This window comes from Brucella tritici, from assembly GCF_902825325.1.
Taxonomy (GTDB): domain Bacteria; phylum Pseudomonadota; class Alphaproteobacteria; order Rhizobiales; family Rhizobiaceae; genus Brucella.
In genome coordinates this window covers 1-18,940 of sequence record NZ_CADEAR010000011.1, presented here as the reverse complement: position 1 = coordinate 18,940, position 18,940 = coordinate 1, and the positions used below count along the sequence as shown (strand labels likewise).

Genomic DNA, 18,940 nt, shown 5'->3' with positions numbered 1-18,940 from the left:
CTCATCAGAACAGGCGCATGCCGGGCCTGCGGCCACGCTGGCCTGCAGCGGCTTCGGCTCCGCTGGAAGCGCTGGTGACGATAACCTTGTCGCCTTCCTCAAGACCGCTCTTGATCTCGGTTTGCACGCGATTGCGTACGCCGATCTGAACCTGGCGCTCGGTGATCGAGCCATTGTCGCTCACGACCTTGACCGAAATCTGCGGCTTGCCTTTCTGGTTCTGGGGACCCTCGCGCTTGTAATTCAGCGCCGACGAGGGGACGATCAATACGTCTTTCGCCTCATCGAGAATGAAATAAACCTGCGTGCTCATATTGATCATCAGTTCGCCGGTCGGGTTCGGGACGTCGAACAGCGCATAATAGAGCACAACATTGTTCTCGGTTGCAGGCGTCGGCTTGATCTGGCGCAGCGTGCCGGTAAAACGCTTCTCCGGCTGGCCGAGCAGGGTGAAATAGACCGGCATTCCAGGTTTCAGCCTGCCGATGTCGGCTTCCGAAACCTGCGCTTCCACAGTCATGACCTTGAGATCGGCCACAGTCACGATGGTCGGTGCGCTTTGCACGGCATTCAGCGTTTCGCCTTCCTTGGCGGACTGATCGACGACCGTGCCTTCCATGGGGCTGTAAATCTTGGTGTAGCCGAGATCGACCTTGTCGCTGGCAAGCTGAGCTTCCTGCTGGCGGATCTGCGCGCCGAGCGCCTTCACATCCGCATCGGCCATGGCAAGATCGGCATCGGCCTGATCCACGGTGGATTGGGATACGCCGCGCGTGGCCAGAAGCGAGCGCTGGCGTGCCGCATTGGCCTTTTTGAGCGTCAGCTGGGCTTCCTTGCTCAAAAGCTGTGCCTTGAGATTGTCGAGCTGCGCGCTTGCGATTTCCACCTTCTTCTCGAAGGGAGACGGGTCGATTTCGGCGATGAGCTGGCCCTGCTTCACCTGATCGCCCACTTCAACCTTCACGCTTTTAAGCTGGCCGGAAACCTGCGCGCCGACATTGATGCTGCGCAGCGCGCTAAGCGTCCCGACGGCGGTAATGGTGTTTTCGATATCGCCGCGTGTGACTGTCTCGGCCAGATAACTCGTCTTCTGGCCGTCTGCCTGGCCTGATCCGTAAAAATACCAGCCCGCGCCGGCCACGATTGCTGCAATGACAAGCCAGAGCCACCAGCGGCGCGCCTTGCTGCGCGTGCGCTTCTGCGAAGGTGCCGTCCGCTGCCCGGTTTTGGAAGAATCGGAAGTTGTAAGCACCGTTAAACCCTCTAGCTTTCAGAACCTCCGATCTCCGGAGATTTATCAATATGTCCCGCAAACTCTCTGTCGCATACAACCAAAGCGAGACAATACTTGCCCACTAAGGATAGCTAACCGGATATCTATGCTTCCCCGCTCAGGATTTCATCTTAATTATTTGTCATGCAATAATTGTCGGCGACACAAAGGCTGGACGCTTCCGGGCTCCTCTCGGTGACTGCGCGAAAACATGCGATGAAGCGAACCAAGTTGGTATCAATATACAACTTGCAGTTATTCTTTCGGAATTTTCCAATGGAAACAAACTGATCGAAGTAATTAAGTGTTCTTAAATTATCTCCTGATTAAATAAGATCGGGAATCTACAATCTGAAAGTAGAGAAGAAAATTTAGACGTGATCTATCCGTAGAGGCGGATGGTCGGCGCATGCATGATGCATGTTGTTTCGAGCTGGCATGGAAATAAGGTTTCAATGCTCTTGGACGGGAGGGCAAATGGCTTACCTTATTATAGGGCTGAAGAGGTTTTTATCTTCAAAGAGCAAGTCTTGCGGCCTGCCTCGAAGAATACCTTTATTGTTATTTTTCAAACGAAATAAAAGCGGCACGGCGGCGGTCGAATTTGCAATATTGGCGCCGGTTTTTCTTCTGATCCTGATGGGCATGATCGCCTTCGGTCTCTATCTGGGCGTGGCGAATGCCGTGCAGCAGCTCGCGGCTGACGCCACGCGGACGGCGCTGGCGGGTATCGATCCCCCGGAGCGGCTGACGCTGGCGACAACCTACATCCAGAAGAACGCGGCAAAATATTCGCTGATCGATCCGGCGAAGATGCAGGTGAATGTCGACAATGCCCAGTCGGACCCGAACCAGTTCACAGTGACGATCCGCTACAACGCGCAAAACCTGCCGATCTGGAACCTGATGACGGGCCTGCCGCTACCGGACACGACCATTACAAGGGCATCGACAATAAGGCTTGGCGGAATCTGACTAAGGGTTGGGGGCATTCGATATGCGGGGTTTGGTATCGCGTTTCCTGCATGCAAGGGGCGGCAATCTGGCGACGATGGCGGCGCTGGTCTCTCCGCTGTTTCTGGCGGTGGCGGCTTTCTGTGTGGACACGAGTTCGCTGTTTCTGGAGCGGCGCCAGTTGCAGAGCATGGCGGATTTTGCCGCCGTTGCCGGTGCGGCTTCCCTTTCGCAGGCCAATGATGCGGTACTGCGGCAATTGCGGGCGAACGGTCTTGATCCGGTGCTGATGACCGGCGCTTACGATCCATCCGTCGTCAACGGAAAGACGGACAACAAGACCCGCGTCTGGGTGGAGAAGGGCAACTACTTTCCCGACAAGAACCGAGCTGTCGAGAACCGTTTTGTCGCCGGCGGCACCAGTCCCGATGCGGTTCGCGTCCGGCTGGCACGTCCAGGCAATCTCTATTTCGGTCAGGCATTCATCAATCGGCCCGCGCTTGGGGCTACCGGCATGGCGGCCACGAAGGCGGAAGCCGCGTTTTGGATCGGTTCGCGATTGCTGAGCCTGAACACGAAGGAAAGTGCGCTCAACGGACTCTTGGGCGGGCTTCTGAATACAGATATCAATCTGAAGCTTGTTGATTACAATGCGCTCGCGGCAACTGATATTAACTTGCTTGGTTTTCTTGACAAACTTGCCTTATCGCCCAAGGTGAACCTGAAGGCAGGAACTTATCAGCAGTTACTGGATACCGCTGTGTCTGTCGGAGACGTCGCGAACGTGATGGCTCAGGTAATAACGAACAATCCGACTGCAAAAGCTGCTCTGGAACTATTGGGGAAGAATGCAGCCGCTTTGTCGACCAAGCTCCCCTTGGGTAAGCTGCTTGGGCTCGGTTCGCTCGCCGATGTTTCGCTGCAATCGGGGGCTGGATACAACATCACAGCCAATGCACTACAGGTCATATCTGCGGCAATAGTGCTGGGTGGCGATCATCAGATTTCGCTCAAAGTTCCGATCAATTTAGTGGTAGCCAATGTTGCAGTTGACGTCGCTATTGGTGAACCAGCACAAAAAACGCCCTTCTTCAGGGTCGGTGCGGCGGGGTCGCTCGTGCGGACGGCACAAATAAGGTTGCGGCTCAACATCAGTGTATTGGGTGACAATGCCTTGGGTCTGAATTCACTGGCAAGCGTGAACCTTCCGATTTTCATTGATGTAGCCTCCGCGGAAGGTGAGTTGGTGAATATCAGTTGCCCATCCGGTCCGCAGAGCGCGAATGTAGGTATCGGAGTGAGAACCGGCATAGTGGGAATTTATCTGGGTAATCTGGACACGGGATTCGGTGATTTCAGTAAAAAACCATCAGTCAGCAGAAAGGAGATTGCTAGTATACTTGGCCTTGACGTTTTGGGGCTAATCAAGATTAAACTGGCAAGCATCTATGCGAGAGCCGAAATTCCGTTGGGTGACAATCAACAGAGAATTGTCAATTTCAGTGCCAGCGATATAACGAGTAAGAAAATCCAGACGGTCCATTCCTCGAAACTGTTGACATCGTTGACCAGTGCACTGCTCAACAACATTGAGATTACCGCCAGTGTCGACCTGCTGGGTTTGAACCTCAACATTACCGGCGTCGTTAAAGCACTTGGCGGCTTGCTAGGTCCGCTCTCGGCTCCTTTGGACAGCTTACTATTTGGTCTTCTCGATCTCCTCGGTGTCAAACTGGGTGAGGCTGATGTTCAGGTCACCGGCGTTCTTTGTCAGCGCGCGGCGCTGACGCAGTAAAAACAGGCAATAAAAAAGCCCGGCTCAGCCGGGCTTTTGCGTGCGATTTGTCCGTTTATGCCGTGCCGGTCGAACCGAATCCACCGGCGCCACGTGCCGTATCGGTCACCTCGGCGCGTTCTTCAATCTTCGGCTGGACGACCGGCGCGAAAACAGCCTGCGCGATGCGCATGCCGCGCTCGATACGGAAATCGTCATCGCCGAGATTGATGAGAAGAACCTTCACCTCGCCGCGATAATCGGAATCGATGGTGCCGGGCGTGTTGAGGCAGGTGATGCCGTTCTTGAAGGCAAGGCCAGAGCGCGGACGAATCTGTACCTCGAAACCTTCCGGAATTTCGAAGATCAGTCCTGTCGGTACCAGTGTGCGGCGTCCCGGCAGGAGAACGATCTGGCGGTCTTCGGCAACGGCCGCACGCAGGTCCATGCCAGCCGAACCTGATGTCTCATAGGCCGGGAGTTCAAGGCCTTTCGCATGTTCGAGGCGGATGATGCCGAGCGTTGGCGCGGAAGAGGATACTGCGGTCATGAGGGAGCCTTTCCTGCAAGAATTCAGTTGGCCTGCGAGACACTGGTTCATCGCGCATCTTGTCTGAAAGCCGTTTCACACTTTTCAGGATGCGCTTTAAATTGGCGACGCTCATACGTGAAAACCAATGAAAGGTGTACCGCCTATTTGGTGTTTTGCAATGATAGTACGGCACAGGGTCATGCAATTTGCACCGGCAATTAGTCTGTCTGGCATGAAAACCGGTCCAGTGCCCTTATGGAACAAATCAATCATTCACCTGTTGGACTTTGGTGTTTCAAGAATGAGGATTTGAAAATGCCAAGCCCTGAAATGAATAAATGTATCGATGCCTGCCTGGATTGCTATCGGGTTTGTCTCGACACGGCCTCCAGCCACTGCCTGAAAGAAGGTGGCGCGCATGTCGAGCCGAAACATTTTCGCATCATGCTGGCTTGCGTGGAAACTTGCCGGACGGCGGCTCACATCATGTTACTGGACACGCCCCTTCATCGCGAAACTTGCGGTGCCTGCGCGAAGATTTGTGAAGCTTGTGCGCAATCCTGTCGCGAGGTTGGTGGCATGGAAAAATGCGTTGAGGTTTGCGAGCGTTGCGCCACGCTCTGTCGCGAAATGGCCCGGCACTAAGACGTCTGGCGAGGGATTGCACTGTCATTCCTTCAGCGGAACCGCAGTCGTTTCCTTGATCTCTTCCATGACGAATGAAGCCGAAACATCTGACAGCGGAACGCTGGCGATCAGCCGCTGATAAAGCCGGTCATAGGCTTTGACGTCGGAAACGCGCGCCTTCAGCACATAGTCCAGATCGCCGGTCATGCGATAAACCCCGACGATTTCCGGAAAACGCCCCATGGCACCGCGAAACTTGCCCAGCCAATCGGGGTCGTGGCTCGATGTGCGAACGAGAATGAAGACGGACAGGCCGCAACCGGCCATCTCGGCATCGACCAGGGCCACGCGCGCCTTGATGATCCCCTCATCCTCCATGCGCTTGACCCGCCGCCAGCAGGCATTGCGCGATAAGTGTACCCGCTCGGAGAGAGAATCAACGGACAGGGTTCCGTCGATTTGCAGCTCATCCAAGATTTTTCGATCGATTTCGTCGAGAACCGGTTTCATGATGGGATGATTGTCCCAATAAATAGTAATTATCAAGGATATTTTGAGATTTCATCTCAGATGCATTTGCTAGAATGATTTTCCAGAAAGGCGCGATATGCGCCGTATAACGGGAACAACTTACTCATTGACGGGAGTATTTCCAATGACCACACGCATCACACGCCTCTTCACCGAGCACCCTCAATCGGTTGACGAGACCTATTTTGAACATATGGCCTTTGCCGGACGTTTTTCGTTCAAGCTTTTTTGTGCGGCGTTTGCAGCACTGATCCATGCAATTTTGCCATTTTTGTTCGAGAAGACGGCGAGCACAATCGTTCGCCAGCTTTATGAGCGGACGCATAACCGGGGCCGGTAAACACCGGATCGCAAATGTGTCGTTGGGCCGCCTATCTCGGACCTGAAACCTATCTGGAAGACATTATATCGTCTCCCTGCCATTCGCTCGTGGCGCAAAGCCACGATGCGCATGAAGCCAAAACGCGTACCAATGGCGACGGATTCGGCGTTGCCTGGTACGGCCATCGTGATGAGCCAGGGCTTTATCGGGACATTCTGCCCGCATGGTCCGACCAGAACCTCCGTAGTCTGGCGCGACAAATTCAATCGCGCCTTTTCCTCGCGCATGTGCGGGCTTCGACCGGAGGGCTGACCAGCCGGTCCAATTGCCATCCCTTCGTTTCCGGACGCTGGAGCTTCATGCATAATGGCCAGATCGGTCATTTCGATCGGCTGCGTCGCAGGCTGGAAAGCCATTTGAGCGATGATGTCTATGGCCAGAAACATGGCGCAACCGATTCGGAACTGATCTTTCTTCTGATGCTGGAATTCGGTCTCGACAGTGACCCTGTGCTTGCCATGAAGCGTATGGTGGCAACGGTTGTCGAGGAATCGGTGCGCGGCGGCGTGCCGCCATTTCTGCGGCTGACTGCAGCCTTCTCCGATGGAAACCAGCTTTACGCCATCCGCTATGCGACCGACGCTTTCGCGCCGACGCTTTATACGGCGACACTGGGCGGATCGTCCGGCATATGCGTGGTGTCGGAGCCGCTGGACGGCGAGGCCGCAAACTGGATGGCGGTGCCGGCAAACAGTTTTGTCACTGTTTCCCGGCAAGGCCGCATTGCGATCGAGAGCTTTGAGGAACCGATTTCCCGACCGCAGGATGCCGTGACGGTTTAGGCGTTCCCGATCAATATGCCTGCCGCCAGCACGAGGCCGCCGCCCAGGACCACCTGAAGCACAGAGCGAAGGAACGGTGTTTCCATATAGCGGTTCTGGATGAAGGCGATGGCCCAGAGTTCGAAGAAGACCAGAATTGCTGCGATGCTTGTGGCGGTCCAGAAATCCTTGATCAGGTAGGGCAGGGTATGGCCGAGGCCGCCCAGCGTCGTCATGATACCGCAGGACAGGCCACGCTTGATGGGTGAGCCGCGACCCGACAGCTTGCCGTCATCGTGGATTGCTTCGGTGAAGCCCATCGAAATGCCAGCGCCGACCGAGGCGGACAGGCCGACCAGAAAAGTCTGCCACGTGTCCTGTGTCGCGAAGGCCGCGGCGAAGATCGGGGCGAGCGTTGAGACAGAGCCGTCCATCAGGCCAGCAAGCCCCGGCTGGACATAGGTGAGGATGAACTGCTTGCGCTCGGCTGCGCGCTCCTCATCCTGTACATCATCCGGTGTCAGCGCCAGTTCCAGCGATTCAGCCTTGGCTTCATGCTGCTTTTCCTGCTGGGCAAGGTCGCCCAACAGCTTGCGGGTGTCTGCGTCACCGACGCGCTTGGCGGCTTCGACATAGAATCGATAGGCCTGTTCTTCCATTTCCGACGCAGCTTCGCGCACCTTGTCGATGCCAAGCGGACGCACCAGCCAGTCCGGCTTGCGATCGTAATAGCCGCTGACATGTTCGCGGCGGATCAGCGGAATCCGGTCGCCAAAGCGGGCTTTGTGGCGTTCGATCAGCGCATCGCGGTGACCATGTTCTTCCGCTGCCATCTGTTCGAAGATTTTCGCCGATTGCGGAAACTCGTCACGCAGCCCATCGGCATAAGCGAGATAGATACGGGCATCGTCCTCTTCGGAGGATATGGCAAGCGCCAGAATTTCCTGTTCGGAAAGCGAATCGAAAGGGCGTCGGTCGTTGCGAAAGAATCGGCTCAGCATCTGGGGAATCCAAAGTTTAGAATAATTCTAAAATAAGATTTGGTGTCCGGAAGTCAAGTCTTGCAGTGCAGGCACAATTGGCGCATTAAAACGCGGCCCTGAAATAAGGGCATCATATCAGCGACCCGATCAGAAGAGAGCGAATCGATGGCATCGACGATTCTCCACGCAAGCAATAGTCCGCGCCCGCTTAACCGGCAGGATTTCCGCACGCTCGGCCTTTCGGCCCTTGGCGGCGCGCTGGAGTTCTATGATTTCATCATCTTCGTGTTTTTTGCCAGTGTGATCGGCCATTTGTTCTTTCCACCCGACATGCCGGACTGGCTGGTGCTGATCCAGACCTTCGGCATTTTCGCAGCCGGCTATCTGGTGCGACCTGTGGGCGGCATCGTGCTGGCGCATTTCGGCGACAAATTCGGCCGCAAGCGCGTCTTCGCCTTCTCGGTGTTTCTGATGTCGATTTCAACGCTGGCCATGGCCTGCCTGCCGACCTATGCGACGCTGGGCGTCGGCGCGCCGATCCTGCTGATTGTGTTCCGCATGTTGCAGGGTGCCGCCATTGGTGGTGAAGTGCCGGGCGCATGGACCTTTGTGGCCGAGCATGTGCCTGCCAATCGTGTTGGCATGGCATGTGGTTTTCTCTGCTCGGGCCTGACGCTTGGCATCATGATCGGTTCGCTGATCGCCACTGCCATCAACTGGATTTTCACGCCGGAAGAATTGTCCGCCTATGCATGGCGTATTCCGTTCTTCATCGGCGGTATCTTCGGCCTGCTTGCTGTTTATCTGCGCCGCTGGCTGGCGGAAACGCCGATCTTCACCGAGATGAAGAACAGCCATCTGTTGAAGGACAAACTGCCGCTTGGCACCGTTCTGCGCAACCACATGCATGGGGTTGTCATTTCCGTGCTGCTGACCTGGATCTTGTCGGCAGGCATTGTTGTCACCACGCTGATGACGGCAACCTTCCTGCAGAAGCTCTATGGCTATACGCCTTTGCAGTCGCTTGCTGCCACAAGCTTCGGCACGCTGTTCCTGATGTTCGGAACGGTGACGGCGGGTGCTATCGTGGACCGCATCGGCAGTGGGCGCTTCTTCGCCGTTGCGGGCATTTTCTTCGGCGTCGCAACCTTTGTCTTCTACACCTATGCGGCGGTTTCGCTGCCGGTTCTGTTCGCGCTTTATGCTGTGATGGGGCTCTCGGTCGGTATGGTTGGCGCGGTGCCTTATGTGATGGTGCGCGCATTCCCGGCTCCGGTACGCTTCTCGGGCCTGTCGTTTTCCTACAATGTTTCCTATGCGGTCTTTGGTGGTCTGACGCCGGTGATCGTGACGTCGTTTCTGGCCGTCAACCCGATGGCCCATGCCTGGTATCTGGTGTTCATCGCCGTTCTGACCTGTGGCCTTGGTCTTTACCTGATGGCTCGCAGCGATCAGGTCGAAGGCGAGATCGGTCTGACTGAGCTTTCGACCGGGAATGCGGTTCCACAGCCGAACTGATAAAAAGGGCCGCGAAAGCGGTCCTTTTTCAATCAGAGTATCTTCTGCATGAAGGTCAGATCGAGCCAGCGCCCGAACTTCTGGCCAACCTGTTTCAGCGTGCCGCAATCCTCAAAGCCCTGCGATTTATGCAGCGCGATGGATGCGGCATTGCCCGCTTCGATACCGGCAATCAGCACATGCACCTTGCGCTCGCGCGCTTCGTCCACAAGCTCGGTCAGGAGGGCACGTCCGATACCGCCGCCGCGTGCGTCGCTTGCCACATAGATCGAAAGTTCGGATGAATGGCGGAAACCCTCGAACGGACGGAACGGGCCATAGCTCGCATAGCCAACGACCTGACCTTCACGTTCGGCAACCAGCACCGGAAAGCCGTCACGATTGCGGGTCTTAAGCCAGTCGCGACGGTTTTCCAGATCGACAAGCGTTTCATTCCAGATGGCGAGCGTGTTCTCTACCGCATCATTATAGATGGTGAGCAGGGCAGGGAGGTCGGCTTCCGTCGCGTGGCGGATTAGAAGGGTCATTTCAGAGCCTTATTGAACAAGAAAACGGCGGGATTTCTCCCGCCGTTTTCGATTACTTGCAAGTGAAAAGAATCAACCCTGGGCCTTCAACTCGAGGCGACGGCGATGCAGGACCGGCTCGGTGTAGCCGTTCGGCTGTTCGCGGCCCTTGAAGACCAGATCGCAGGCGGCCTGGAAGGCAATCGACTTGTCGAAGTCAGCAGCCATCGGGCGATAAAGGGCATCGCCTTCGTTCTGCTTGTCGACGACGGCTGCCATGCGCTTCATGGTTTCCATGACCTGTGCTTGCGAAACGACGCCGTGATAGAGCCAGTTGGCGATGTGCTGTGCGGAGATGCGCAGCGTTGCGCGGTCTTCCATCAGGCCGACATTGTTGATGTCCGGAACCTTCGAGCAGCCAACGCCCTGATCGACCCAGCGCACGACATAGCCGAGAATGCCTTGCGCGTTGTTGTCGATTTCGTGCTGGATGTCTTCCGGCGTCCAGTTCGGGCGGGTTGCGACCGGCACTGACAGGATGTCGTCGAGCTTGGCGCGCGGACGGCTCTTCAGCTTTTCCTGAACGGCTGCAACGTCCACCTGATGATAGTGGGTCGCGTGCAGGGTGGCAGCAGTCGGCGACGGCACCCATGCGGTGTTCGCACCGGCCTTCGGATGGGCGATCTTCTGTTCCAGCATCGCTGCCATCAGGTCCGGCATTGCCCACATGCCCTTGCCGATCTGCGCATGGCCGGAAAGGCCGCATTCAAGACCGATATCGACGTTCCACTGTTCATAAGCGCCGATCCATGCGGCCTGCTTCATGTCACCCTTGCGGATCATCGGGCCAGCTTCCATCGAGGTATGGATTTCGTCGCCGGTGCGGTCGAGGAAGCCGGTATTGATGAAGACGACGCGTTCCTTGGCCGCGCGGATCGCTTCCTTGAGGTTAACCGTGGTGCGGCGCTCCTCGTCCATGATGCCGATCTTGAGCGTGTTCGGCTTCATGCCAAGCAGTTCTTCGGTGCGGGTGAAGATTTCATTGGCAAATGCCACTTCTTCCGGCCCGTGCATCTTCGGCTTGACGATATAGACCGAACCTTCGCGCGAATTCATGTGACGGCCATTCGGGCCGATATCGTGCAGCGCGATCAGGCTGGTGAAGGCTGCATCCATGATGCCTTCCGGCACTTCATGGCCTTCGGCATCGATGATCGCCGGGTTGGTCATCAGGTGGCCGACGTTGCGAACCAGCATCAGGGAACGGCCCTTGAGCGTCAGATCGGAACCGTCGGCAGCCTTGTAGGTGCGGTCGCCGTTGAGACGGCGGGTCATCTGCTTGCCGTTCTTCTCGAACGTGTCTTCCAGCTTGCCGTTCATCAGGCCAAGCCAGTTGCGATAGACAGCAACCTTGTCTTCCGCATCGACGGCAGCAATGGAATCTTCGCAATCCTGGATCGTGCTGACGGCGGATTCCAGAACAACATCGGCAATATGGGCCGGATCGGTCTTGCCGATCGGATGGTCCGCATTGACGACGATGTCGACATGCATGTTGTTCTTGGCCAGCAGCACATTGGTCGGGGCGGCGGCATCGCCATTGTAGCCCTTGAACTGGCTTTCATCCTTCAGCGTCGTTGCCGAACCGTCGGTGAGCTTGATTTCAAGCTTGCCGTCCTTGACGGCAAGACCGGCGACATTGGTCCAGTTGCCGGTGGCAAGCGGTGCGCTTTCATCGAGGAAGTTTTTCGCCCAGGCGATGACCTTTTCGCCGCGCTTTGGATTGTAGCCCTTGCCCTTTTCCGCGCCGTCGGCATCAGAAATAGCATCGGTGCCGTAGAGCGCATCATAGAGCGAACCCCAGCGCGCATTGGCAGCGTTCAGCGCATAGCGCGCGTTCATGACCGGAACGACAAGCTGTGGGCCTGCGATGTGGGTGATTTCCGGATCGACATTGGTGGTCGAAACCGAAAATTCTCCACCTTCCGGCAGGAGATAGCCAATGTCCTTCAGGAACTGCTGGTAATCGGCCTGCGTATAGCCCTTATCGCGATTTTGCTTGTACCAGGCGTCGATCTTGGCCTGAAGGTCGTCGCGCTTGGCGAGGAGGGCGCGATTCTTTGGTGCGAGATCGCGGATGATGGCGGCAAAGCCCTTCCAGAACTTTTCCGGTTCCACACCGGTGCCGGGCGCGGCCTCCGTGGCCAGGAACTCCACCAGTTCAGGGGCAACGCGCAAGCCTTCAATCTCAACGTAATTACCGGCTTTCTGAGAAACCATGGCTATGCCTCCTTCAAAATAAACAAATCCACCGCCGGCACTCTTCAGTGCCAGCTGTCATGCTGCCTTTGAACCGCTTTGGTGCGCTTTCGTCAATCGGGGCGAGGGCACATCATCTGTGACGCTGCGGCGAAAATAGCTTTTATAATGACAGTTTGGCTCGAATATCATGGAGCGTAAAGCCCTGCTCACGCAATGATGCAAGTGCCGTATCCTGTCGGCTCTTCGACAGTTTCAGGCCGTCATCGCCGAGTACCAGATCATGGTGATGATAAAGCGGCTCGGGCAGGCCGAGAAGCCTCTGCAGCAGCCGGTGTACGGAGGTCGCGTGAAACAGATCATGCCCGCGCACGACATTGGTAATGCCCTGCAACGCATCGTCCACCACCACGGAAAGGTGATAGCTGGTCGGCGTGTCCTTGCGTGCAATCACCACGTCGCCCCAGCGGGCGGGGTCGGCGGCAATGCGCCCGGCCTCGCCATCCGGGCCTTGGCCGCTTTCGTTCCAGAAGAGCGCTTCGCCAGCCACGTCGAGCGCTTTCTCCATATTGAGCCGCCAGGCATAGGACATGCCCGAGGCGATACGCTCCATTTGTTCCTTTTCGGTCAGATCGCGCTCGCCCTGCGGATAAAGCGGTGTTCCATCCGGGTCGGAAGGCCAGTCCTTGCCCTTGGCGAAAGCTTCGCCGATCCGCTCGCGAACTTCACCCCGGCTGAGGAAGGCCGGATAAACGAGGCCCTTATCGGCAAGTTTGGTAAGGGCGTTGCGATATTCGCCAAAATGTTCCGACTGGCGGCGCACAGGGGTTTCCCATGTCAGGCCAAGCCAGTGGAGATCGTCGTAGATGCCTTGTTCCAGTGCAGGTGTGCAGCGCGCCATGTCGATATCTTCCATGCGCAGCAGGAAGCGGCCGCCGCTTTGTTTGGCCATATCCGCGTTCAAAAGCGCGGAATAGGCATGGCCGAGATGGAGCTGGCCATTGGGGCTGGGAGCAAAGCGGAACACGGGTGCGGTCATGGCAGCTTGTTGTCAGTTGAATGTCATCTGATTCCATTGGTACGTTGTGTACCGAGAGAATGAAAGGCTGTCCGATGCGGCGGATCGATACATTGAGCGATATTGAGATGGGGCTGGAGGCTCTGGTTCTCGCCGATATGCGGCTGGCCGATATTCGCAGCCGCTCCCATGCGGTGCCGCTGCGTAGGTCCGAACCCGGATTTGAAAGTCTGGCTTCCATCATTGTCGCGCAGCAGGTTTCGACCGCCAGTGCCGCTGCAATCTGGGCGCGGCTGAAACAGGCAATCGATCCACTGACGCCTGAAGCCTATATTGCGGGCGGAGAGGAGGCTTGGCGTTTTGCCGGTCTCTCGCGTCCCAAGCAGAGAACGCTTCTGGCAGTTGCGCAAGCACTTGCCGAAGGTGGCCTCGACCTGCACGGGCTTTGCGAGCTGCCTGCCGAGGAAGCAATCGCAGCCCTGACGGCGATCAAGGGCATCGGCCCGTGGACGGCGGAGGTCTATCTTCTGTTTGCCGCCGGTCATCCAGATGTGTTTCCGGCTGGCGATGTGGCCTTGCAGACGGCTGTTGGCCACGCCTTCGCCCATGAGATCCGGCCCGACGCAGTTGCCCTTCGCAAGCTGGCGGAAGACTGGGCGCCGTGGCGCGGCGTGGCGGCGCGATTGTTCTGGGCTTATTATGCAGCGATCAAGGGACGCGAAGCGGCCCCGCTTTTATAGATGCTGCTGTAAAACTTGCGTGTTTCCCGACGCATAAATGCGTTTCTGCTTCACAATCCTGTCACGTCGGGCTTACATTATCTGCATCGGCTGATGACGGAATTTCGATTCGCAGACGCTTGATTTTCTGCTGATTGCAGTCCCGTCCTTAGAGCGCCGTGCGCCCTATGGGGCGCACAAAGATGCTCTAATTATTTGAGAATACGCATCGGGCTTTTCAAAAATCGATTTCGATTTTGGACCGATGCGTGGAAGGTTGGAGCGTCGTTGTTGCGCCCAAATGGACGCGCGGCGCTTCGATGAAAGCGCAATTCCGCATGGAGAGCCATTTCGCCCTTTTTCGGAGTTGCTCTGAAGGAGGTGCGCCCTTGACTGTTGCCGTCTCGCCCAGAACCGTCTCGACCAGTGGCTTGCCCGCGCTGGTTCTGAACGCTGATTACCGTCCGCTCAGCTATTATCCCCTGTCGCTCTGGTCCTGGCAGGATGCGATCAAGGCGGTGTTTCTCGAACGCGTAAACATCGTGGCGGAATACGATCACATCGTTTCATCGCCGTCGTTTTCCATGCGCGTTCCGAGCGTGATTTGCCTGAAGGATTATGTGAAGCCGCCGCGCTATCCTGCATTCACGCGCTTCAACGTCTTTTTGCGTGATCGTTTTGAGTGCCAGTATTGCGGCTCGCCGCATGACCTGACCTTCGATCACGTTACCCCGCGTTGCCATGGCGGCGAGACGACGTGGGAAAATGTGGTCGCCGCCTGTTCACCATGCAATCTGCGCAAGGGCGGCATGATGCCCGCCGTCGCGCATATGTGGCCGCGCCAGAAACCGGCCATGCCGACCGTGCAGGACCTGCACAATAACGGTCGCCTTTTCCCACCCAACCATCTGCACGATAGCTGGCTCGATTTTCTGTATTGGGATGTCGAACTGGAGCCTTAGTGTCTGCTCCAAAAGTCGCCATGCCGGTCTGCAAATGGCAATTTATCTGCGTTCCGGTGCTCATGTACCCAAAAGTACACTCCGCTCCGGTACTCGAAAATCACCATTTTCGCCACGGCCTGCCGCTTTTTGATTCAGACACTTGAGCGTGTTGCGCAAAAGTGCGTAGCAGGGTTTCTTCTTACTTCCCACTTTTCGCAAAAGCACCGTAGTAGCCGATAGCTGCAAAGAGCAAGCTTGCGACGACGTTCCATCCGGCAAAGGACAAGCCGAGGAAGTGGCCCGGTGCGCTGTCGCATGCGGGCGGACGCGTGGAATTGAGGTCGCTCAGGAGATTGCCCGCATCCAGCGTGACCTTCATCGTCGCGGCGCTGCAGTCGATCGGCCCCGGCCAGTACTTCAGTTCAACGCCGGTATGATAGATGGCAAGCGCCAGCCCGAAGGTCATCAAGAGCGCACCGATCAAAATAAGACCGCGTGTCAGGATCGGAGGCCATTTCAGGCCGTAGGAGACCCATGCCGCAGCCAGAACCGGAACGCCTATATAATAAGGCGTGCGTTGTTCGAGGCAGAGCTTGCAAGGCATGAAGCCAGCCAGATGTTCGAAGCCCAGTGCCGTGCCGACAGTTGCGGCAAGGCCGATGGTCATGATGCCTGCGGTCCATGCCTGTGTTTTGCCGACCGGATTATTGAGTGCAAACGACATATGGGATTCCCTGAAACGGCTCTTTGGATAAACCTAAGCGAAAAAATTGGCTTGTCTCCAAGCAATTTATTTTGACCGAGTTTGGGCGAACCGCTCAGGCATGAAGATATTTCACAGCAAAGAAGAGCCCGATCAAGGCCACAGCCACGAGACTTGCGATCAGCCCCAGGCGCTTTTCGATGAAGTCGCGGATCGGCTCGCCATATCGGCGCAGCAGCCAGGCCAGAAAATAGAAGCGCGCACCGCGCGCCACGATAGCCGACGCGATAAAGAGCCAGATATTGATGCCAGCTGCACCGGACAGGATCGTCACCACCTTGATCGGCGGCAGATGTGCAAGGCCGGAGGTGATCAGCATCAATAGAATGGTGTCGGCGCTGGTTGTACCGCGCAATTGCTCGAACGTGTCGAGCTTGCCGTACATCTCGAGTACCGGTTTGGCGATCTGCTCGTAGGCATGATAGCCGAGATACCAGCCCGCAATGCCGCCAAGGACGGAAGCCACTGTTGCGATGAAGGCATAACGCCAGGCGCGTTCAGGGCGGGCAAGCGCCATGGGCAGAAACAGGACATCCGCCGGGACAAGAAAGACCGAGCTTTCCACAAAGGCGATGATGGCAAGCCACCATTCGGCGGATTTTCTTGCGGCAAGCGAAATCGTCCAGTCGTAAAGGCGGCGCAGCATATATTTTCCGGATTATCTTAGGCGGGAGCCATATTAGAGCATTTCCAGCAAAAGTGCGAAGCGGTTTTGCGTAGGATAATGCGGTAAAACAAATAGTTAGAGCGGTTCCGATGATTCCGTATTAACCGGAACCGCTCTAGCCGGTTGCACCGTCTATAAATAAAAAAGATGGCGCGAACAATGCGCGCCATCTTCTTTGAGACTGCTTTGCACCGGACAGCTTGGGAACGGTATGAAAAACAGCAGTTTTTAACGCTTGTAGGCGCTGCAGATATATTTGGTCTCGAGATATTCCTCGATGCCGTATTTGGAGCCTTCACGACCGAGGCCCGACTGCTTCACGCCGCCAAACGGTGCGACTTCGTTGGAAATAAGCCCGGTATTGTGGCCGACCATGCCGTATTCCAGTCCTTCGCTGACACGGATCGCACGGCTGAAATTCTCCGTATAGAAATAAGCAGCCAGACCGAAGATCGTGTCATTGGCCATGGCGATGACTTCTTCTTCCGTATCAAAGGCAAAAAGCGGCGCCAATGGGCCGAAGGTTTCTTCCCTGGCGACGATCATGTCGGGGGTTACGCCCGTCAGCACGCCGGGTTCGAAGAACAGGCCGCCCAGTTCCTTGCCGCCGGTGATGAGCTTCGCGCCCTTGGATACGGCATCGTCAATATGTGCCTTGACTTTGGTGATGGCCTTCGGCTCGATCATCGGGCCGATGACGACACCTGGTTCCGTACCGTTGCCGACCTTCAGTTCCTTGACCTTGGCCGCGAGCTTTTCGGCGAACTTGTCGTAAATCCCACGCTGCACATAGATGCGATTGGCGCAGACACAGGTTTGCCCCGCATTGCGGTATTTGGAAATCATGGCGCCGTCGACAGCAGCATCGAGATCGGCATCGTCGAATACGATGAACGGCGCATTGCCGCCAAGTTCCAGCGAAATGCGCTTGATGGTTGGAGCGCACTGCGCCATCAGCAGGCGGCCAACTTCGGTCGATCCGGTGAAGGAGAGTTTGCGCACCGTTTCATTGCTTGTCAGCTCGGCGCCGATTTCACGCGCCTTGCCGGTGACGATCTGCAGAACGCCTGCCGGAATGCCAGCCTTTTCAGCGAGAACACCAAGCGCAAGGGCTGTCAGTGGCGTGAGGTCGGCAGGGCGCACGATCATGGTGCAGCCGGCGGCAAGTGCAGGTGCTGCTTTGCGAGTAATCATCGCCGCCGGGAAGTTCCATGGGGTAATCGCTGCCGTCACGCCGACAGGCTGGCGGATGACAGTCAGGCGCTGCCCGGCTTGCGGGGCAGGGATGGTGTCGCCATAAACACGCTTTGCTTCTTCAGCGAACCATTCGATAAACGATGCCGCATAGAGAACTTCGCCGCGTGCCTCGGCAAGCGGTTTGCCCTGTTCCGACGTCATGATAAGAGCAATATCATCAGCATTGGCAACGATGAGATCGAACCATTTGCGTAAGGTAGCCGTGCGCTCCTTGGCAGTCTTGGCGGCCCATGCCGGGAAAGCCTTTGCGGAGGCGTCGATGGCTTCCTTGATGGTCGCGACAGAAAGGGAGGGAACCGTGCCGATGACCGAACCGTCAGCCGGATTGGTCACGTCGATCTTGGTGCCGTCCGTAGCGTCTATCCAGCGCCCGTCAACAAGGCATTGCGATTTAAGCAGTGAAGGGTCTTTCAAAGCGAGCATATTGGTGTTCCATCCCAGTCTTGCAGAGAAAGCTTGTTCAGTATAATGAACAGCTTACGATATTTTGAATTAAACAGGCCGTGATAACCAAAGTCAAACAGTTAATCAGGCGGTCTATCGGGTGAATGGCAAAGCTATGACGAAAACGGTGAGCGACGAGGAGAGTTCCCAGAAACTGGTGCCAGCGGTTATGCGCGCGGCACAAATTCTGGATCAGATTGCTAAATCCGCACAGGAAAGCGGCAAGGGATCAGTGGACGGGCTCAAGCTTTCCGATCTTGCGCGCCGGACCGGCTTGCCGAAAAGCAGTGTGCACGGACTTTGCCAGACGCTGGTGCATCTCAAGCTCTTAAAGCTCAACAGCGACGGAAGCTTCACAATGGGGTCGCAATCGGTGCGCTGGGCCAATGTATTCATGGCAGGCAGCGACATTGTCGATGCGTTTCATGAGGCGGTTGCGGAGGCGGATGGGCTTGGAGCCCATACATTGACGCTATCGCATCTCGAAGGACCGGATGTCATCTATCTGTCTTGCCGCAACTCGACAGCGCCGCTGGGAATCACATTCCGTATTGGTATGCGGGTTCCCGCCGTCTTTACGGCGACCGGTAAGGCCATGCTGGCGGCGATGTCGCCACAGGAATTGGCGCGTCACCTGCCAGCGGAATGGCCAGACCTGATTACACCAGCGAGTGCGCCTTCGCTCAAGGTGCTGGAGGCGGAGATGGCTGAGGCGAAAGCAAAAGGCTATTCACTCGATAACGGCCAGTTGCGTGAGGGCATGTTCTGCATCGGCGCTGCGATCTGTGATCGCCCGTTCCATCCTGCTGCCGGTATCGCCCTGTCCATGATGGCTGCAGAGGCGCGCGCCGATATTATAGAGGACATGGGCACGCGGGTGCGTGCGCTAGCGAATGATGTGGCGGACCGCATGGGATGGCTATCCACATAAGGCGGGATGGACACTTATATAAAGAGCCGCGTTGAGCGGCTTTTTTTGTTTTTGTGTCTGTGGAAAGAATTTTTGGAAAAAGTATGGAATGATCGTT

Annotated in this window: 19 protein-coding genes; 9 read left to right on the top strand and 10 right to left on the bottom strand. The window is 56.5% G+C overall.

All coding sequences use genetic code 11. The features are described from left to right. Nucleotides 1-4: 4 nt before the first annotated feature. Nucleotides 5-1,252 (bottom strand): efflux RND transporter periplasmic adaptor subunit, encoded by a 1,248-nt coding sequence (locus HWX93_RS16150; protein WP_176037958.1) that lies wholly within the window; start codon nucleotides 1,250-1,252, stop codon nucleotides 5-7. Between the two features lie 579 nt (nucleotides 1,253-1,831). Here HWX93_RS16150 and HWX93_RS16145 point away from each other — a divergent pair. Together HWX93_RS16145 and HWX93_RS16140 are read left to right on the top strand one after the other, a co-directional pair. Continuing rightward, nucleotides 1,832-2,248, top strand: coding sequence for a TadE/TadG family type IV pilus assembly protein (locus HWX93_RS16145; RefSeq protein WP_109989170.1), 417 nt, complete (start codon nucleotides 1,832-1,834; stop codon nucleotides 2,246-2,248). Between the two features lie 22 nt (nucleotides 2,249-2,270). After that, nucleotides 2,271-4,022: a TadG family pilus assembly protein gene (locus tag HWX93_RS16140; protein ID WP_176037957.1), complete on the top strand. Its 1,752-nt coding sequence runs from the start codon at nucleotides 2,271-2,273 to the stop codon at nucleotides 4,020-4,022. Nucleotides 4,023-4,077: 55 nt separating this feature from the next. Here the strand turns inward: HWX93_RS16140 and dut are convergent, their stop codons facing one another. Next, nucleotides 4,078-4,551, bottom strand: coding sequence for a dUTP diphosphatase (gene dut / locus HWX93_RS16135; RefSeq protein WP_109989172.1), 474 nt, complete (start codon nucleotides 4,549-4,551; stop codon nucleotides 4,078-4,080). 297 nt (nucleotides 4,552-4,848) lie between these two features. On the opposite strand from dut, the gene HWX93_RS16130 reads away from it, so the two are divergent. Beyond that, nucleotides 4,849-5,178, top strand: coding sequence for a four-helix bundle copper-binding protein (locus tag HWX93_RS16130; protein WP_419191026.1), 330 nt, complete (start codon nucleotides 4,849-4,851; stop codon nucleotides 5,176-5,178). Nucleotides 5,179-5,202: 24 nt separating this feature from the next. On the opposite strand, the gene HWX93_RS16125 is transcribed toward HWX93_RS16130, so the two are convergent. Continuing rightward, a complete protein-coding gene (locus HWX93_RS16125) occupies nucleotides 5,203-5,670 on the bottom strand; it encodes an Lrp/AsnC family transcriptional regulator (RefSeq protein ID WP_109989173.1) in 468 nt (155 codons plus the stop codon). A gap of 145 nt (nucleotides 5,671-5,815) precedes the next feature. On the opposite strand from HWX93_RS16125, the gene HWX93_RS16120 reads away from it, so the two are divergent. Both HWX93_RS16120 and HWX93_RS16115 read left to right on the top strand, forming a co-directional pair. Beyond that, nucleotides 5,816-6,031 carry a DUF6356 family protein gene (locus HWX93_RS16120; protein WP_006473246.1) on the top strand — a complete coding sequence of 72 codons (216 nt, stop codon included), beginning with the start codon at nucleotides 5,816-5,818 and terminating at the stop codon, nucleotides 6,029-6,031. A 14-nt stretch (nucleotides 6,032-6,045) separates the two neighbouring features. Beyond that, entirely contained in the window at nucleotides 6,046-6,855 is an 810-nt protein-coding gene (locus HWX93_RS16115) for a class II glutamine amidotransferase (RefSeq protein ID WP_151556158.1), read from the top strand. Here the strand turns inward: HWX93_RS16115 and mbfA are convergent. Next, the gene (mbfA, locus tag HWX93_RS16110; protein WP_176037956.1) at nucleotides 6,852-7,835 is read right to left on the bottom strand and encodes an iron exporter MbfA; all 984 of its coding nucleotides are present in this window, start codon (nucleotides 7,833-7,835) and stop codon (nucleotides 6,852-6,854) included. The two genes, HWX93_RS16115 and mbfA, sit on opposite strands and share 4 nt — an antisense overlap. Before the next feature lie 147 nt (nucleotides 7,836-7,982). Here mbfA and HWX93_RS16105 point away from each other — a divergent pair, with 147 nt between their 5' ends. Then, nucleotides 7,983-9,335 (top strand): MFS transporter, encoded by a 1,353-nt coding sequence (locus HWX93_RS16105; protein WP_176037955.1) that lies wholly within the window; start codon nucleotides 7,983-7,985, stop codon nucleotides 9,333-9,335. 32 nt (nucleotides 9,336-9,367) lie between these two features. Here HWX93_RS16105 and HWX93_RS16100 read toward each other — a convergent pair whose 3' ends face one another. The 3 genes from HWX93_RS16100 to gluQRS form a co-directional block, all read right to left on the bottom strand. After that, nucleotides 9,368-9,862 carry a GNAT family N-acetyltransferase gene (locus tag HWX93_RS16100; protein ID WP_176037954.1) on the bottom strand — a complete coding sequence of 165 codons (495 nt, stop codon included), beginning with the start codon at nucleotides 9,860-9,862 and terminating at the stop codon, nucleotides 9,368-9,370. Nucleotides 9,863-9,934: 72 nt separating this feature from the next. Continuing rightward, nucleotides 9,935-12,121, bottom strand: a complete 2,187-nt coding sequence (locus HWX93_RS16095; RefSeq protein WP_176037953.1) for a malate synthase G — start codon at nucleotides 12,119-12,121, stop codon at nucleotides 9,935-9,937. A 142-nt stretch (nucleotides 12,122-12,263) separates the two neighbouring features. Next, nucleotides 12,264-13,139 carry a tRNA glutamyl-Q(34) synthetase GluQRS gene (gene gluQRS / locus HWX93_RS16090; RefSeq protein WP_176037952.1) on the bottom strand — a complete coding sequence of 292 codons (876 nt, stop codon included), beginning with the start codon at nucleotides 13,137-13,139 and terminating at the stop codon, nucleotides 12,264-12,266. A gap of 74 nt (nucleotides 13,140-13,213) precedes the next feature. On the opposite strand from gluQRS, the gene HWX93_RS16085 reads away from it, so the two are divergent. Together HWX93_RS16085 and HWX93_RS16080 are read left to right on the top strand one after the other, a co-directional pair. Then, complete coding sequence (locus HWX93_RS16085; RefSeq protein WP_109989179.1) at nucleotides 13,214-13,858, top strand: DNA-3-methyladenine glycosylase family protein; 645 nt, start codon at nucleotides 13,214-13,216, stop codon at nucleotides 13,856-13,858. A gap of 368 nt (nucleotides 13,859-14,226) precedes the next feature. Further along, nucleotides 14,227-14,799 (top strand): HNH endonuclease, encoded by a 573-nt coding sequence (locus HWX93_RS16080; RefSeq protein WP_010661320.1) that lies wholly within the window; start codon nucleotides 14,227-14,229, stop codon nucleotides 14,797-14,799. A gap of 181 nt (nucleotides 14,800-14,980) precedes the next feature. On the opposite strand, the gene HWX93_RS16075 is transcribed toward HWX93_RS16080, so the two are convergent. From HWX93_RS16075 to HWX93_RS16065, 3 genes are all read right to left on the bottom strand, one after another. After that, a complete protein-coding gene (locus HWX93_RS16075) occupies nucleotides 14,981-15,505 on the bottom strand; it encodes a disulfide bond formation protein B (RefSeq protein WP_109989180.1) in 525 nt (174 codons plus the stop codon). A gap of 94 nt (nucleotides 15,506-15,599) precedes the next feature. Continuing rightward, on the bottom strand, nucleotides 15,600-16,190 hold the full coding sequence (locus HWX93_RS16070) for a YqaA family protein (protein ID WP_176037951.1): 591 nt from the start codon (nucleotides 16,188-16,190) through the stop codon (nucleotides 15,600-15,602). 249 nt (nucleotides 16,191-16,439) lie between these two features. Next, nucleotides 16,440-17,891, bottom strand: coding sequence for an NAD-dependent succinate-semialdehyde dehydrogenase (locus HWX93_RS16065; protein ID WP_109989182.1), 1,452 nt, complete (start codon nucleotides 17,889-17,891; stop codon nucleotides 16,440-16,442). Between the two features lie 136 nt (nucleotides 17,892-18,027). Between HWX93_RS16065 and HWX93_RS16060 the strand changes: the two genes are divergently transcribed. Then, nucleotides 18,028-18,843, top strand: coding sequence for an IclR family transcriptional regulator (locus HWX93_RS16060; RefSeq protein WP_176037950.1), 816 nt, complete (start codon nucleotides 18,028-18,030; stop codon nucleotides 18,841-18,843). Nucleotides 18,844-18,940: the final 97 nt, after the last annotated feature.